General features: G+C 40.8%; 14 protein-coding genes. 6 read left to right on the plus strand and 8 right to left on the minus strand.

What is annotated here, in order from left to right:
• Window positions 1–61 precede the first annotated feature (61 nt).
• The gene (locus tag ABMQ40_RS04240; protein WP_370896877.1) at window positions 62–961 is read left to right on the plus strand and encodes a magnesium transporter CorA family protein; all 900 of its coding nucleotides are present in this window, start codon (window positions 62–64) and stop codon (window positions 959–961) included.
• Between the two features lie 94 nt (window positions 962–1,055).
• Window positions 1,056–2,642 (plus strand): patatin-like phospholipase family protein, encoded by a 1,587-nt coding sequence (locus ABMQ40_RS04245; protein ID WP_370896879.1) that lies wholly within the window; start codon window positions 1,056–1,058, stop codon window positions 2,640–2,642.
• 169 nt (window positions 2,643–2,811) lie between these two features.
• On the opposite strand, the gene ABMQ40_RS04250 is transcribed toward ABMQ40_RS04245, so the two are convergent.
• The gene (locus tag ABMQ40_RS04250; protein ID WP_370896881.1) at window positions 2,812–3,363 is read right to left on the minus strand and encodes a DNA-3-methyladenine glycosylase I; all 552 of its coding nucleotides are present in this window, start codon (window positions 3,361–3,363) and stop codon (window positions 2,812–2,814) included.
• A gap of 245 nt (window positions 3,364–3,608) precedes the next feature.
• On the minus strand, window positions 3,609–4,139 hold the full coding sequence (locus ABMQ40_RS04255) for an NAD(P)H-dependent oxidoreductase (RefSeq protein ID WP_370896883.1): 531 nt from the start codon (window positions 4,137–4,139) through the stop codon (window positions 3,609–3,611).
• Window positions 4,140–4,228: 89 nt separating this feature from the next.
• Between ABMQ40_RS04255 and ABMQ40_RS04260 the strand changes: the two genes are divergently transcribed.
• Window positions 4,229–4,600: a winged helix-turn-helix transcriptional regulator gene (locus ABMQ40_RS04260; protein ID WP_370896885.1), complete on the plus strand. Its 372-nt coding sequence runs from the start codon at window positions 4,229–4,231 to the stop codon at window positions 4,598–4,600.
• A 41-nt stretch (window positions 4,601–4,641) separates the two neighbouring features.
• Here ABMQ40_RS04260 and ABMQ40_RS04265 read toward each other — a convergent pair whose 3' ends face one another.
• The 6 genes from ABMQ40_RS04265 to ABMQ40_RS04290 all read right to left on the minus strand — a co-directional run bounded on the left by ABMQ40_RS04265 (window position 4,642) and on the right by ABMQ40_RS04290 (window position 12,131).
• Window positions 4,642–6,219 carry a DHA2 family efflux MFS transporter permease subunit gene (locus tag ABMQ40_RS04265; protein ID WP_370896887.1) on the minus strand — a complete coding sequence of 526 codons (1,578 nt, stop codon included), beginning with the start codon at window positions 6,217–6,219 and terminating at the stop codon, window positions 4,642–4,644.
• A gap of 130 nt (window positions 6,220–6,349) precedes the next feature.
• Entirely contained in the window at window positions 6,350–7,453 is a 1,104-nt protein-coding gene (locus ABMQ40_RS04270; protein WP_370896889.1) for an HlyD family secretion protein, read from the minus strand.
• Between the two features lie 16 nt (window positions 7,454–7,469).
• Window positions 7,470–8,792 carry a TolC family protein gene (locus ABMQ40_RS04275; RefSeq protein ID WP_370896891.1) on the minus strand — a complete coding sequence of 441 codons (1,323 nt, stop codon included), beginning with the start codon at window positions 8,790–8,792 and terminating at the stop codon, window positions 7,470–7,472.
• Window positions 8,776–9,402, minus strand: a complete 627-nt coding sequence (locus ABMQ40_RS04280) for a TetR/AcrR family transcriptional regulator (protein WP_370896893.1) — start codon at window positions 9,400–9,402, stop codon at window positions 8,776–8,778. The genes ABMQ40_RS04275 and ABMQ40_RS04280 overlap by 17 nt, the downstream gene beginning before the upstream one ends.
• 240 nt (window positions 9,403–9,642) lie before the next feature.
• Window positions 9,643–10,854, minus strand: coding sequence for a tail fiber domain-containing protein (locus ABMQ40_RS04285; protein ID WP_370896895.1), 1,212 nt, complete (start codon window positions 10,852–10,854; stop codon window positions 9,643–9,645).
• Between the two features lie 158 nt (window positions 10,855–11,012).
• Window positions 11,013–12,131, minus strand: a complete 1,119-nt coding sequence (locus tag ABMQ40_RS04290) for a DNA polymerase III subunit (RefSeq protein WP_370896897.1) — start codon at window positions 12,129–12,131, stop codon at window positions 11,013–11,015.
• A gap of 208 nt (window positions 12,132–12,339) precedes the next feature.
• On the opposite strand from ABMQ40_RS04290, the gene bamG reads away from it, so the two are divergent.
• Genes bamG through ABMQ40_RS04305 form a run of 3 tightly spaced genes read left to right on the plus strand, consistent with a single transcriptional unit; the run spans window position 12,340 to window position 15,261 of the window.
• Entirely contained in the window at window positions 12,340–13,623 is a 1,284-nt protein-coding gene (gene bamG / locus ABMQ40_RS04295) for a BamG family beta-barrel-assembly machinery protein (RefSeq protein ID WP_370896899.1), read from the plus strand.
• Window position 13,624: 1 nt separating this feature from the next.
• Window positions 13,625–14,209 carry an LPS export ABC transporter periplasmic protein LptC gene (gene lptC / locus ABMQ40_RS04300; RefSeq protein ID WP_370896901.1) on the plus strand — a complete coding sequence of 195 codons (585 nt, stop codon included), beginning with the start codon at window positions 13,625–13,627 and terminating at the stop codon, window positions 14,207–14,209.
• Between the two features lie 5 nt (window positions 14,210–14,214).
• A complete protein-coding gene (locus tag ABMQ40_RS04305) occupies window positions 14,215–15,261 on the plus strand; it encodes an anhydro-N-acetylmuramic acid kinase (RefSeq protein WP_370896903.1) in 1,047 nt (348 codons plus the stop codon).
• The last annotated feature ends 77 nt before the right edge of the window (window positions 15,262–15,338 follow it).

Genomic DNA, 15,338 nt, shown 5'->3' on the forward strand with positions numbered 1-15,338 from the left:
TTTTGGGCAAAGATAAAACTTATTTAACACATAGTTTTTCAAAATATTAGTATTTTTACTTATGTCAATTAATACCCTATACAGAGATCCCCATTGCGAATGGGTAGATGTGGAAGCTCCCACACAGGAGGACCTGAAATTCCTGCATGAGAGATATGAGATCAATAACCTTCTTCTGGAAGATACTTTGGATCCGAATCATTTACCTAAATATGAAGAGGACGGAGAAATAAAATTTTTTCTGCTGCGTGAAAGCACCGAACTGGAAAGAAAAAATCTCAATACCATCAGCGATATCAGTACCAAGATCGGGATCTTTCTTTTAAACAATACGATCATTACCGTTCACAGGATGAGAACCAAAAGTATTGTACTGACCAAAAAACAGATCTCCGAAGCACAAGGCCACACCACTCCCCAGAATATCGCATTAATGATCGCCCTGCTGATTATGAAAAGCTTCGATGATGAATCGATAAGCCTGATGGAAACCATGGACAATATTGAAAACGAAATTTTCCTGAAAAATACAAATCATACGAACCAGATCCGCAGGCTATATAAACTGAAAAGAAAATCGGGGTTAAATTCAAGGGTGCTTACCATTTCTGCAGATGCCATTGACAAATTCAAACTCCTGGGATTGCAGGTTTCCGAAGTCGTTGATCTCAAAGATAAACATAAAGACGTAGTTGCCGATTTTGAGCATCTGAATATACAGGTAACCAACCTTATTTCGATGTTTCTGGCGCTGTCTGACCAAAAGGCCAACCAGGTAATGAAGGTCCTGGCTATCTATTCGGTCTATTTTTTACCAATCACCTTTATAGCAGGGGTATATGGGATGAATTTCGACAATATGCCTGAACTTCATCACAAGTATGGATATTATTTCACCCTGGGTCTGATGGCTTTAATTGTAATCATTACCTTTATTTATGCAAGGCGCAAACAATGGTGATTTTACGCTGTAATAAGGGTAGAAAACCCATTTCCTTCAATAAATAATTGAATTATTTTTATGGCATCCAATTAATACCAAACACCAGATCAATATGAAAACCGATGCTCTCAATAAGGTTCTTGCAGAAAACATCCTTTCCGATGAGTCTAAAGAAAAGCTCATAGCACTCCACGAAAGCATTTCAGCCAGGGAATTTTCTGATCTTCTGGATGCTGAAGGCAACCAGTACGTGGAATTTGTACAGGAAGGCGGAGGCGTGTGGGGAAGTGCACTGGTAGGATACCTGTACGGTCTGGAAATCTTCGGGATCAGGTTTCTCAAAGTAGCCGGAACAAGTGCGGGGGCAATTAATACCATGCTTATTGCTGCATGCAGGACCAAAGAAGAGACTAAAAGCGAAATCATAAAAGATATCCTTTTCAACTGGAATTTTGCAGATTTCATGGATGGGAAACCTTATGTAAAAACCACCATCCATGCAATGCTCAACAATAAGGATTTTTTTAAAATCAATGCCATTATCATAGCTGCCGTAATGGTTATTCTTATTACGATCCCTTTTGCGGTACCGTCTGAAACCACGCTCCGGGCCAAGCTTCTTTTTCTGGTTCCACTGATCCCCGGGGTTATTGCCTTCTTCTGCATTAAAAAGTTTTATAATGATTTCAGAAAGCAAAACAGCGGTTTCAATCCCGGAAATGTTTTTCTGGATACTATGAAAACCACCCTGGAAAGTTTCGGCATAAAAACGATTGCAGAGCTTAACAATAAGTTTGTACAAAAGGAGCATCAGCTTAACCTTAACTACCGTTACGGAAACGGGCAGGAATATTATGCTATTACGCTGAACAGCATTGAAGAAATCAAAGCCAATAATTCAGCGCACATCGACCAGACCCGTTATAAAATATTTTATGAAAGTGCCGTTAATAACGATTATTATAAGAACAATCCTTTTTACAAGCTGAAATCGGAGTATATCATTATCACTACCGACATCAATGCCAAAATAAAAGTTGAGCTTCCTACCATGGCCAATCTGTACTGGTCTGAAGAGGAACTGAAGCACATCAGCCCAGCCCAGTTCGTACGGGCTTCCATGTCCGTTCCTTTCTTTTTCGAACCTTTCCAGAAAAGGATCAACAAGGATGATGATTCGGTAAAGTATGCCTGGAAATTCTGGATGAATACCAAGCCTGAAGATATATACCCCGTTGGTATTTTCATTGACGGCGGAAGCATTTCCAACTTTCCAATCGATCTTTTCCATGCCAGCGAGGTCTTTTACCCGCGAATGCCTTTGTTCGGAGTACAGCTGACAAATGATACCGACATTCTTTCTGAAAAAGGCAAAACCAGCGAACAGATTTTAAAGACCCCGTTTTCTTATGCCGGAAACATCATCAGTACTTTAAAAGGCTTTAATGACAAATCTTTTCTTACCAAGCATACTTTTTATCATTTATACAGCATCCAGACCGTGAATTGCGGATCCAGCAGCTGGCTCAATTTCTTTATGAAAAGGGAGGAAAAGGAGGATCTCTTCAACAGAGGCTTCCAGGCAGCTCTTGATTTCCTCAACAGGTTCGATTGGGAGAAATACAAAACTGAAAGGATGATGCTTTCCATGAAAGAGAAAAAGATTTTAAAGGAAGAGGATACCCCTACGGTGGGATAAAGAAACTTTCCGTTTATCTCTCAGCCATTCTTTATGGATCTATGATAGGACCCGTTTTTACCCTTCTCATCAGCAAATGTCCTGAAGCCTGGTTTGGCCGGACTGATTCAATCGTGCGATTGCTATATTTTGGCGGCGGTGAAACCGCCGCCAAAATATCCTGATAAGCCTATTTTTCATCCCACATAGGGCCATGCCTTAAAATTTCATGGTAGACAGGGCAACTTTCTGAATGGGCTCCTTTCAGATATCCGGCACTCATTAAAAACTCATTAACAATCTCCCCACCGGTAAACTTGAATGTTTTCTTAAACAGCTTCATCCATTCCGGTAATGTTTTAGGGTGATGGTATTCCAGCCATTTTTTAAAGGAGCCGTATTCCTTTTGCAGTTCAAGAACAGTTCTGGCATTTTCAATAGCTGCATTTATCTTCAGTTTATTTCTGATGATTCCGGGGTCAGCGAGCAGCCTTTCACGATCTTGCTCGGTATAGGCTGCTATTTTTTTGATATTGAAATTGCTGTATGCCTTTCTGAAGCCCTCTTCTTTTTTCAAAATGGTTTCCCAGCTTAAACCCGCCTGATTGATTTCCATGATCAGCCTTCCGAACAGTTCATTGTCATCATGAATAGGAAATCCATAGTGATGGTCATGGTAATGCTTATGGAGCGCTTTTCTGCTTTCGGGTTGTATGGTTTCTATAGCCAAACAATAACTCATTTCAGTATTTCTTCTGTTTAATTAAAATTTATCTAAAGCTTTTTGATGTCAATTTCCGTGCCTGTGCTATCTGAGATATACCGGATACCAAATGTCTCGCCCGGCCTATCTCCGGTTCGGCTCAGAAATGTTCAATAATTTTACCCAAATTATTCCGGCTTATTTATTTTCACCTTGTAAAGTTAAGCGGAATTTTGACAACTACCTGTCAGCAGAACCGGACCGAATTATAAAATATCTATTGTTTATAAATTATCAATAAAATCCAGATACATGGGAATACTTCTTTCGATCCATTCCTGAGAAGGATTTTGTTCAATTCCATAGTAAACAAAAGGTTTTCTGTAATCAGCCCTGATGTATTCAAAGGTCAGTTCAAAAGGTCTTGTAAGCTCATCCATTGTGTACTTGTATTTTCCTTCCGCACTGAAACCTTTATCATCAATTCCTGTGGAAATGGCTAAAGCTATTTTCTTTCCCCCAGCCTTATACCCGCTCTTACTACCATAAGCCCAGCCGTATAAAAGAACCTCATCAAACCATTTCTTCAAAAGCGGCGGACTGCTGAACCAATAGAATGGAAACTGAAAAATAATGGTATCATAAGATTCTATCAGCTCCTGCTCTTTTTTAACATCTATCTTTTCATCAGGATACGCTTCATATAGCTGATGAATAGTATATTTCTCAGGATATTTACTCAATTCTTCCACCCATCTCCTGTTGATAAGAGATGTTTCCATTCCGGGATGGATGACAATGATTAATGTTTTCATATTCTCAATTTCTTTTGCAAAAATAATTGGTGTAACTTACTTTTTATATATTAGCAGCTAATTGTATGGTACTATAAAAAAAGTAAGTAATGACAAAAATAAAGGAATCCTCAACTCATTTTGCAAATAAAAAGGCTCTTGCGGAGAAATGTCCTGAAATATATGCTTCCAATATGATTGGCGGGCAGTGGTCTCTTGCCATCTGCTGCTATCTGATCAATGGCAAGCTAAGATTTGGAGAATTGAAAAAGAAGCTTGAGACCATCACAGAACGTATGCTTACCCTTCAGTTACGCAGGCTGGAACAGGATAAAATTATCAAAAGAACGGTTTATGCGGAAGTTCCTCCCAGGGTAGAATATGAGCTGACAGAAATAGGATATAAACTGAAGCCTGTCATCAGGGAGCTTGAGACATGGGGGAAAATGCACTGTGAAAATATGAAGTTTAAATCCAAATAAAAAGCCTCCGGGTGTTTCCGGAGGCTTTCTGTTCAGTTAATTTAGTGCATGGCTTCACTCAAATCTATTTTTTCTTTGCTTTTTCTTTCCTTAATGAAAAGGATAAACGGAATACATACCAGGAATATTATTCCTAAATACAGAAAAACATCCATGTATGACAATACCGAAGCCTGTTTGGTTACTGTAAGATCCAGCAGTTTATAGGCGGAATTCAGGGCGGCATCAGGAGTCATTCCTTTAGCGATAAAGCTTGCCTTCAAGGCTTCCACCCTCTGCTGCACATTAAAGCTGTTCTCATCCAGGTGAGACAGAAGGTTTACCCTGTGTTTCTGGCTTTCATTGGCAATAAATGTGGTAATTGCCGCAATCCCGAAAGAACCTCCCAGCTGTCTCATCATTCCTGTAAAAGCTGCTCCCTGACCAATCTCCTGTCCTTTCAATGTGCTTAAAGAAAGTGAGGTGATCGGGATAAACAGCAGCCCAAGACCGGCACCTCTTACAATCAGCATCCAGAAAAAAGCATCCTTACCGGTATCCGGGGTCAGGATCTTATACCCCCAGAAACTGTAAACAAAGAATATGAACAGTCCGAGGGACACCAATATCTGCTGTTTTGCTCCTTTGGTGAGCAATCTTCCGATAATCGGCATCATGAAGGCCGTAGTTAAAGCGGCCGGGATCATCAATGCCCCCGATTGCAGAGCTGTCCATCCCAAAATACTTTGGGTATAAAGCGGAACGATGAATGTAGAACCATACAAACCAAATCCTAAAACAAAAGACATCACCGTTCCGATTCTTAAATTACCGTTCTTCAGCACCCGGAGCTCCACAATCGGGTACCTGAAGGTAAGCTCTCTCCAGAGGAATAATATAAATCCTAAAACAGCCGTTACGGTAAAGGTTACAATCATTCCGCTTTCAAACCAGTCTTCTTCGTGACCCCTTTCCAAAATGAACTGTAGTGATCCCACAGTTATCGCCAGCAAAGCGATTCCCAGCCAATCTACATCTGATGCTTTGCGTTTCTCAGCATATTTAGGGCTCCTTACAAATTGCAGGGTCATCAGCGTTGCCGCAATACCGATCGGAATATTGATATAGAAAATATACGGCCAGCTGTAGTTATCAACGATATATCCTCCCAACGGCGGACCCAAAGTAGGCCCGATAATCACTCCCAGCCCATAGATCGCCTGGGCCATACTTCTCTTTTCAATCGGATATGATTCCGTAATGATCGTTTGTGAAGTCACCAGTAAGGCTCCACCGCCAATCCCCTGCACCAGTCTGAAAAATACCAGTTCCCAGATATTTGTAGCATTTCCGCATAAAAACGAAAATACCGTAAAGATAATGACAGAAGCCGCAAAGTAATTTCTACGCCCGAACTGCTGTGAGAGCCAGCTCGTCATTGGTACGATAATTACGTTACCTATCGCATAAGCCGTAATCACCCAGCCTACTTCGGAAAGCGTAGCCCCCAGGTTACCCTTCATTTCATTCAGGGCAACGTTCACAATTGTGGAGTCTACGATCTCCAGCAGAGCACAAAGAATAGCCGTAATGGTAATAATGACTCTCCGGGCTCCATATTCTACTAATGAATCTTGCATAATTTTGTGTACAAATATTTTGCATCATGCACAATGTTCATGTATCAGGACCACTAGGGAAGGTGTATGTCTGCTCTGACAGGTAACCTTAAAGTGATGCCTACATTTCCATTGTTACAGGGATGCCTTTTTATTTTAAAGTAACTTCCGCCTTTACATTCATTCCTGTCCTTAATCTCTTGGCAATATTTTTGTCAAGATTTACAAAATCGATTTTTACAGGAAGCCTTTGTACTACTTTCACGAAGTTACCACTCGCATTATCCGGAGGAAGGATAGAGAATGTTGCTCCAGTGGCCGGAGAGAATGAGCTTACTACGCCTTCAAACTCCCTGTCCGGGAAAGCATCAATTTCAATTTTAACCTTTTGCCCTTCCACCATTTTGTCTACCTGGGTTTCTTTAAAGTTAGCCACAACCCATTTCTGATCATTGGTAACCAAAGCGAACAATTGTGCACCAGCCTGGAGATATTGCCCTGCCTGGATAGGAACTTTGCCTACATATCCATCTTCGGGAGCCACAATTACAGTGTAAGAAAGGTTTAGTTTGGCATTATCCACATCTACCTGTCTTTGTTTAGCCACAGCATTGGCTACGCTGATCTGCTGGGAGCTGGCTGCCGTCTGGGAAGAGGCTACCGCAGTCTGTTTGGCGATCTGGTTTCTCTGGTCAATCAGCACCTGCAGCTGTTTGTCAGCGGATTGTTTTGCAGCCAGAGCCTGCTCATATTGTTGTTCGGTAATCGAGTGGTCTTTTACAAGATTAGCATATCTTTTCAAATCCTGGGTTGTTCTCCATACATTTACCTTGGCAGCTTCAATCTGGGCATTAGCTGTTGCTACAGCAGCTTCCGAAGTATTGATGTTTTTAGAGGTTGCCGTAGTGGTGGCCTCGGCAGTCGAAATATTGCTTTTCGCGGTAGATAAGGCTGCTTCTGTCTGCTCAAGGGCCATTTTCTGATCCCTGTCATCCAAAATGATGAGAGTGTCTCCTTTTTTTACGAACTGGTTGTCTTTTACTTTTACTTCGGCTACATAGCCTGAGATTTTGGAAATTACCGGAGCCATATTGGATGTAATCTGGGCATCGTCTGTTTCTTCATGGGTTTGCCCGTAAGAATAGGCTCTGTAGCCGTAAATTCCTCCACCTATCAATACAACCGCTAAGATTATTGGGAAAACTAAACTTTTTTTCTTTTTAGGTTCAGTTGCTTGTGTATTATTATTTTCCATTTTGGGTATAGTTCTTTTATTTAATTGTTAAAGTTCCTGTAGTTTGTAATAGTTTTCTGTATGCCAATGCTGCGTCTGCCTTTGCATTAATAACGCCTACATTCGCTGAAATCTGGGCGGCATCAGCATCCAGAAGCTCTGTCATGGTAGCCAGCCCGTTATCAAATTTATTTTTTGTGATCCTGTAATTTTCGTTAGCCTGATCGGCGGATTTTTCAAAAACAGCTATTCTCTGTTTTGAATAATTGGCATTCTGGTATTCCCTGTTTACATCAAGCCTGATATTGTCATTTAGCAGCTCATTCGTAGCTTCAAGCTGCTTTTCTCTTGCTCTGGACTGCCTTAAAGCTGAATTTTGCTTCCATAGGTTAGCCAGGTTATAGGAAACTCCCACGCCCACATTCACGGCATTATAAATGGTCAGAAATTTAGGTGCATCCGCAGCTACATATCCTCCCGTTAATGCCACGGTAGGGTAATTTTCAGCTCTCGCCGCTTTGGTTCCCAGCTCCGCCGCCTTTCTCTGCTGGTCCAGCGCCTGAAGATCCTTACGGTTTTGCTGAGCCTCCATGATGTAATAATCAACAGGTTTTACGTCATTACCTTCATCGATATAATTGGGATCCACTTCTATTTCGGTAGTGGTCGGCAGCCCCAGCAACAGGTCCATATTGATATTGGCAATATTGTAATTGTTTTTAGCTTCCAACAGCTGCAACTCAATATTTGAAGTCTGAAGGTTAGCCTTCAAACGGTCATTTCTTGCAATCAAACCGTTGTTTTCCATCTTAAGGAATGTTTCATCCCTTTTCTGTGAAGCAACCAGGTTTTCTTCCAGAACTTTTATGGATTGATTGGCCTTAAACAGGTTATTGTAGGCCTGCGCAACATTGTAGGCAATAGCTACCTTATCGTTTTCCGTACTTAGTTTGGCAGCTTCTACCAGATATTTGGCAGACTGGATGCCATATTTTATCCTTCCTCCCGAATAAAGCGGCATAGAAAGGCTGGCCTGTCCCAAAAACACGGATTTCGGAGCCGCCATTTCACTGCTTCCCCCGCTTCCTGATTCTTCAAGGAACTTCAGGTCTACCTTGGCATTGGTTAAATGCATATAACTTCCCGAGAGTTTCAGGTCCGGAAGTTGTCTGTTTTTTGCTTCAAGAAGATCGGCCGTAGCCTCTTCTATTTTAGCGGCATCAATCTTCAGATTTTTGCTGTTTTGAATGCCCAGCTGCACTGCCTCGTCCAGAGTGAGCTGTTTTTTCTCCTGGGCATTGGCGCTTACAATTCCCACAAACAGGGAGATTGCAATAATGGTATTATTTATTTTCTTCATAACCTAAAAGGTCTTTTAGTAAGTTTTTTATATATTTATTAAGTTCTGTGTAATATTTTTCATTAAAAACTTCGTCATCATCTGTATTGTTCAAAAACTCTTTATACATGTCTATGGCATTGGACGCGTAAAATAATGTTCCGCTGACCGTAGCATGAAGCAGGTAGTTCGGAGGGTTCTTCGTAAAGATTCCTTTTTTCAGACCGCTTTCCAGCACCTGCGAATACATATTGATAAATCCCATTTTCGTTTGTCTGAGAAACTCCAGCATTTGCGGATTTTCTGAGTGAAGCTGTTCCCTTTGCATGATCCTGTAAAAACATTTATGGTTTCTTACCCTGTCTGCAAACTGATCCACTATCTTTTCTATTTTCTCCCATTCGTTAATATCGGTTCTTTCCAAAATGCCTTTGGAAAAGAATTGCCCCTCATTCATTCTGTACTCGACTAATTTTTCGTACAGTTTTTCTTTGGAACCGAAATAATATGAGATCATAGAAATATTTACATTTGCCGCTTTTGCGATCTCCCTTGTGGAAGTCCCTTCAAACCCTTTTTCGGCAAAGAGCTTTTCGGCGGCAAAAAGTATATTTTCTTCTTTTGAAATCATGTTTACTTCTATTTTTTCAGGCTGCAAATTTACATAAGATTTTAAATAAATCAAACGATTGATTGATTTTTTAATGTTTTTTTAATAAAAGGCTCTATATCAGGCATCTTTCCTGCTTCTGTTTCCCTTGATCAGGATGCCGGAATGCTTTATCGGATTACACTTGCACGAAAAAATTAATGCAAAAACTCCGACACTGAGGCCGGAGTTCAAGAATGAAATTGAGCTAAACTTATATTATTAATCGGTTACGATCATTTTTTTAGAGGCGACCGGCTTTCCATTGACTACCAGGCTATAAAGGTAAGTCCCTGGTGATAGGGTTCGTGCGGAAACGATAACCTGCTTTTCTCCCTTCTTCACAGGAATAACCTGCAGTTGCCTCCCATTCAGATCATAAATGTTTATGGACGCGGCTCCGTCTTCTGCATTAAATTTAATTATGGTTTCCTCACTGAAGGGATTGGGAGCATTCTGCTCAAGGGAAACAGAAGAAGAAATCTGATTGTCCCTGCTTGTGTTTCTATTCCCTGAAAGGGCATTTATTTTTTCTTCCAGTGCCTCCATTTTACTTTTCAAATCATTGATCTCAGATTTCTGTGCTTTCAGCTCATTGAGCAATAATGGGATAAATTCAACATAGTTAAGCCCATAATTCCCCTTTTCGTCTATGCTGACCAGGTTGGGAAATTCTTTTTCCACTTCCTGGGCAATAAATCCAAAATGCAATTGATCTCCGGACCTGTTTTCACCTTCTTTCTTCTTAAAAGTATAAGAATAAGACTCGATATTCAACAGATTAGGCGAAAGGCTTTTTAAAGGTTTGATATTTTCCTTCAACCTTCTGTCCGAAGTCGAGATAAAAGACTGGGCCCTTGCCTCAAGGGCAACCTGTAGCCTACCATCTATATACAATTCGTTATTCCCATTTCCCAGAAGGGTAACACCACCCGTAGAGGTGCCATTCCCGCCATTAAGAAAGTTTAAATAAGCCACACCTCTCAGGGAATTCATTATGGTACCGTTGCCGAAGCTCGGACTGGAATAAAATACGATTCCCGATGATTTTATATTTCCAAGATTATCATTGTACACAATACGGTTTTCATTTACGGAATTAGATAAAGAGCGGAGCCCGAAAACCCCGCCAATACTTAGCCAGTTTATCAATACGGGATCTACAGGGGGAATAATATTGGTGACTCTACTGTATACTTCCATGATGTTTGGAACATTAGTTCCTGAAAACATGGTGTAACCATGATTGATTTTCAAAGCTGAGGTGCCGGGACCGGAATTTATGTCCAGACGTGCAGTGGGCGCCGTATTGCCGATACCAACATTTCCGGAAGTAGTAGTTGGCGTTGCAGTTCCTGTCCATACATTTTGTGCAGAAACAGAGGATGCTATTCCCAGAAGAAGCAGGCATAAGGAAGTTTTCATCTTTTTCATAGTATTAATTTTTATGATGGGTTCATTTGACAATAAATATACTATGAGATAAGAATCTTTCTGCCTTAAAAAAAGCAAGTGTCGGCCATTATTGAGTAAGTGCGGTTATCTTCAGATAAGTGTAGGTTAAATCAAACGTCAGGGTGATGGAAGCTTGGCTAAGCTGATTTATGGATATATCTTGAAAGCTTAATTCCTAAATCGGTCCAGATGATCTTTGGATTACCGTTTCGGGTCAAATGCAGGTCAGCTGTACTGATTTCTTCCAGAATATTCTCAATATTGGCACCGCTGATAAATTTTGAGAAGCCGCTCCAATTGAAACCGTTCGCATTGATTTTTTTGTATACCAGATCTTCAGACTGGTAGTTCTGAAGCAGTGCCAATCTGAAGATCTCCGAGCAGTAATCCAGAAAGTTTTTTTGCTTCTCCCTGTTCCAGCCTGCAATATCCCTGGCCCATAAAATAATGCTTTTCAGAAATTCAGGTTTCTTTTTTACCTGAAAAGCATCCCGCACCCACTGGACGAACAGCCTTTCAAATTCTTCGTTCTTATTTCCCGAGTTTAAAAGCTTGACGGCGTCATTAAGGTTACCCTGTGCTTCATGGATGATTTCCTTCAGTCTTTCCCCGGAAACGGAAAAGTTCCGGGTAAGATAGTTTTCAAGATCTTCATCCTGGATCCTTGGCACCTCTACGATCTGGGTTCTTGAGAGTATGGTGGGAAGAATGTCATTGGTACTTTCTGCCGTAAGGAGAATAATGGTTTTTGCCGGCGGTTCTTCCAGAAACTTAAGGAATTTGTTTGAGGCTGCTACATTCATTTTGTCAGCCCTCCATACAATCAGAATTTTGGTCCCTCCTTCAAAGCTTTTCAGGGAGAACTTCTGATTCTGATCGTCCACTTCATCCGCAGATATAAACAGCTGCTTATTTTCAGAGTCCAGGAAGGCCGTCCAGTCATCATAACTTGAATATGGGAAATTCATAATCATTTCCCTGAACTCCTCAAATTTGTTCTTGCTTAGGGAATTCTTGTTGTCTGTATAAACCGGGAAGCTGAAATGCAGATCAAGGTGATTAAGGTGCTCAACTTTTGAAGCAGCATGCTCATTTTCACCCTGCAGGATCTCTTTGGCATAGGCTAAAGCCAGAGGCAAGGTTCCGTAGCCTTCTTTTCCTACAAAAAGCTGAGCGTGGCTCACTCTGTTTTCAGCGATACTTTCTTTAAGAAGTTTTTTCAGATTTTCCTGTCCGGCTATGTTCTCCCAATTCATGTTTCAAAGATAATAATTTTGCCGAAAGTGCTGTTCACCATATCAAATTTTACAGGCAATTCAGCAACGAAATCATCATCCGTAAAATCAATGATGAAACCGGCCGGGCATTTGCAACCGCCAAGGCCCCTTAACAAACTTTAACCTCATATAATTTTTACAATTCATTAATATTTAAGATATTTGCGCATTGTTTTAAAAATAAAGAATGAAAAAAATCTTTGTACTATCATTCATATCTGTTGGATATTTCCTAAATGCACAGAGTTTAAGCAACTCTCCCTATGCAACTTATGGAATCGGAGATGTAAAATATGATAATACGATTGAAACCTCCTCAATGGGTGGCATATCAACAGCTTATATCAGCGATTTTACCAGTAGTTTCAACTTCGCAAACCCTGCGAACAACTCCAATTTTGAGCTTACAAGCATAAAACTGGAAGCTACCAACGAAAACAATTATTTCAAAACAAATTACAACGATACAAAGTCTACCAAACATTCTACGTATCTGTCTAATATCACATTAGCATTCCCTTTATCTTCAAAGGTGAAAATGGGGCTTTCCTATCAGCCATACAGCTCCAAAAGCTATGATATTCTCCATTCGGAAACGTTAGAGGACGGGAGCATTCTTTATAACAGATTTAAAGGTAGTGGTACGCTCAATATAGCACAGGCCGCGGTTTCCTATAAGATTAATCAGGAACTAGCAGTAGGAGCAAGAGCAAACCTGTATTTCGGTAACCTTTATGATCTGAACGAATTATATTCTTCAAATGCCGAGCTTTATAACGGCTATGAAACCAAAAACAGTATCCACAATTTTAATTTTACCCTGGGAGCAAGCTACCAGCACCTGAATACCCGTACAGATCGTAAACTGACCATTGGTGCTACCACTACTTTCGGAAATACAAGTAATATGACTACGGACTACACCAACAGTACTTACTTCTATTCCGATGTTTCCCAGAACACGAAAACCAACGAAACCATCATTGAACAGAAAAGCAAAAGCTCCAAGAACCTGATCCCGCTACAGGCATCGGTAGGGGTTGGCTACGGTGAGGAAAATAAATGGTTTGTTTCCCTTCAGGGAGATTATAAGAAAGGTGAAACCATTTCTTATTTCGGCAGTTCTTTAGACTTGCAGGATTCTTACAGGGTTTCTGTGGGAGGCTGGTATCTGCCTAATTATAATAACTTCAGAAGTTATTTCTCAAGGGTTGTTTACAGATACGGAGCTTTCTATGAGAAAGGTAATCTGCAACTTTACGGTAATAATATCAACAAATTCGGGATTACGGCAGGCGTCCTTCTTCCGTTCAAAAACAGCAGCATAACGAGAATGAGTGGTCTTGAGCTAGGCCTGGAAGTAGGGAAAAGAGGAACGCTTAAAGATAATCTGATCAATCAGAATTTCATCAACTTCAGAATAGGCTTCAATTTTGCAGACAAATGGTTTAGAAAGTCTCTATATAATTAACATGAAGCTTTTAAAGAACATATCATATAAAAATATAGCATACCTTTTTAGTTGTGCTATATTTTTTATATCCTGTGAGGAAGACCTTACGAAGGCCAATGGTAACCAAAGCAAGAATTTCCCTTCGCAGATTATTAATAATGCCAACATCATTCAAAGGGATTCCGGTTTTGTGACCTTAAAGGCCTTTGCCCCTATCATTGAAAAGTATGAGCTGATAGACAGCCCGTATGTGGTAGCCAGAAAGGGGATAAAAATAGATTTCTTCGATAAGAAAAAGCCTAAGGTACCGGGGAAGATTACCGCGAAATATGCCCGGATATTCGAGTATAAAAAATTTTACGAAGCCAGGGGTAATGTAAGAATTACCACCAATGAGGGCCAGCGGTTTGCCATGCAAAGCATTTACTGGGATCAGAAAAAAAACCGCATCTATACCCATGATACGGTATATGTAACGATGGAAGACGGCTCTACCCTGGTAGGGGCACACGGCATGACGGCCAAGGATGACTTTTCCGAATATACCTTCTATAAGAACACCGGGGATTTCAGTGCCAAACAGCTAACAGCATCCCAAAAATAATCATTATGACCTTTCGAGCCATCGGTTTAATGTCCGGAACAAGCTTAGACGGCTTAGATATCTGTTTCGCCGAATTTATGCGTAACGGGGACCGCTGGACGTTCAAAATATTACAGGCCGATACACTTCCCTATCCTGAAAAATGGGAAAACAGGCTCAGAAATGCCATACACATCACTTCTGAAGAATTACTGGAACTTAATTCGGAATATGGATTCTACCTGGGAAGACAGGTTCAGGAATTTATAGAGAGATATGGCCTTAAAAACATCAACCTCATTGCTTCTCACGGGCACACTGTTTTCCACCTACCTCAGAAGAAGTATACGCTTCAGATCGGGGATGGCAGAGCAATAAAGCTGGAAACAAACCTGCCTGTAATTTATGATTTCAGGAGTCAGGATGTCCTGATGGGCGGCAATGGTGCACCATTAGTTCCTATCGGAGACGAACTCCTCTTTTCCACCTATGACGCATGTCTTAATTTAGGCGGATTTTCCAATATTTCTCTAAAAATACAGGACAAAAGGATCGCTTTTGACATTGTCCCGGCCAATATTGTCCTTAACCAACTGGCACAAAGCTTCAGGAAAAGCTTCGATGAAAACGGGGATCTGGCAAGAGCCGGAAAGACCGATCAAGAGCTGTTGAGAAGTTTAAATTCTTTAGTGTTCTATGGACAGCCTCATCCAAAGTCATTAGGTGTGGAATGGTGCAATCAGTATATCTTTCCATTGTTGCAAAACGTTGATCCTCTGGATGCTATGGCTACCTTTACAGAGCATATCGCCCTGCAGGTTTCTAATGTGATCAACAGCAACCAATTGAAAAGTATCCTTTTTACAGGAGGAGGAACCTATAATACTTATCTGGTGGAAAAAATCAAAGCCAGGACCACTGCCCGGGTGATCATTCCTGAAAAGGAAATAATAGAATATAAAGAAGCTTTGATTTTCGCCCTGATGGGTGTTTTAAAGCTCAATGGGGAGATTAATGTACTTGCTTCCGCAACAGGAAGCTCACGGGACCACAGCTCGGGAACCATTGCCTGATATCAATTTGCCTCTGACAATACAGTTCATTGCCAACATAGACAAACACTCTCCGAGAACCGGCCAAGCGGGTTTAA

This window comes from Chryseobacterium gossypii, from assembly GCF_041361455.1.
In the GTDB taxonomy this organism is placed as follows: domain Bacteria; phylum Bacteroidota; class Bacteroidia; order Flavobacteriales; family Weeksellaceae; genus Chryseobacterium; species Chryseobacterium gossypii.

What these genes read in the sequence shown, in the direction of transcription:
- ABMQ40_RS04240 (WP_370896877.1), top strand. Translation starts at nt 62, where the DNA reads ATGTCAATTAATACCCTATACAGAGATCCCCATTGCGAATGGGTAGAT.
- ABMQ40_RS04245 (WP_370896879.1), top strand. Translation starts at nt 1,056, where the DNA reads ATGAAAACCGATGCTCTCAATAAGGTTCTTGCAGAAAACATCCTTTCC.
- ABMQ40_RS04250 (WP_370896881.1), bottom strand. Translation starts at nt 3,363, where the DNA reads ATGAGTTATTGTTTGGCTATAGAAACCATACAACCCGAAAGCAGAAAA.
- ABMQ40_RS04255 (WP_370896883.1), bottom strand. Translation starts at nt 4,139, where the DNA reads ATGAAAACATTAATCATTGTCATCCATCCCGGAATGGAAACATCTCTT.
- ABMQ40_RS04260 (WP_370896885.1), top strand. Translation starts at nt 4,229, where the DNA reads ATGACAAAAATAAAGGAATCCTCAACTCATTTTGCAAATAAAAAGGCT.
- ABMQ40_RS04265 (WP_370896887.1), bottom strand. Translation starts at nt 6,219, where the DNA reads ATGCAAGATTCATTAGTAGAATATGGAGCCCGGAGAGTCATTATTACC.
- ABMQ40_RS04270 (WP_370896889.1), bottom strand. Translation starts at nt 7,453, where the DNA reads ATGGAAAATAATAATACACAAGCAACTGAACCTAAAAAGAAAAAAAGT.
- ABMQ40_RS04275 (WP_370896891.1), bottom strand. Translation starts at nt 8,792, where the DNA reads ATGAAGAAAATAAATAATACCATTATTGCAATCTCCCTGTTTGTGGGA.
- ABMQ40_RS04280 (WP_370896893.1), bottom strand. Translation starts at nt 9,402, where the DNA reads ATGATTTCAAAAGAAGAAAATATACTTTTTGCCGCCGAAAAGCTCTTT.
- ABMQ40_RS04285 (WP_370896895.1), bottom strand. Translation starts at nt 10,854, where the DNA reads ATGAAAAAGATGAAAACTTCCTTATGCCTGCTTCTTCTGGGAATAGCA.
- ABMQ40_RS04290 (WP_370896897.1), bottom strand. Translation starts at nt 12,131, where the DNA reads ATGAATTGGGAGAACATAGCCGGACAGGAAAATCTGAAAAAACTTCTT.
- bamG (WP_370896899.1), top strand. Translation starts at nt 12,340, where the DNA reads ATGAAAAAAATCTTTGTACTATCATTCATATCTGTTGGATATTTCCTA.
- lptC (WP_370896901.1), top strand. Translation starts at nt 13,625, where the DNA reads ATGAAGCTTTTAAAGAACATATCATATAAAAATATAGCATACCTTTTT.
- ABMQ40_RS04305 (WP_370896903.1), top strand. Translation starts at nt 14,215, where the DNA reads ATGACCTTTCGAGCCATCGGTTTAATGTCCGGAACAAGCTTAGACGGC.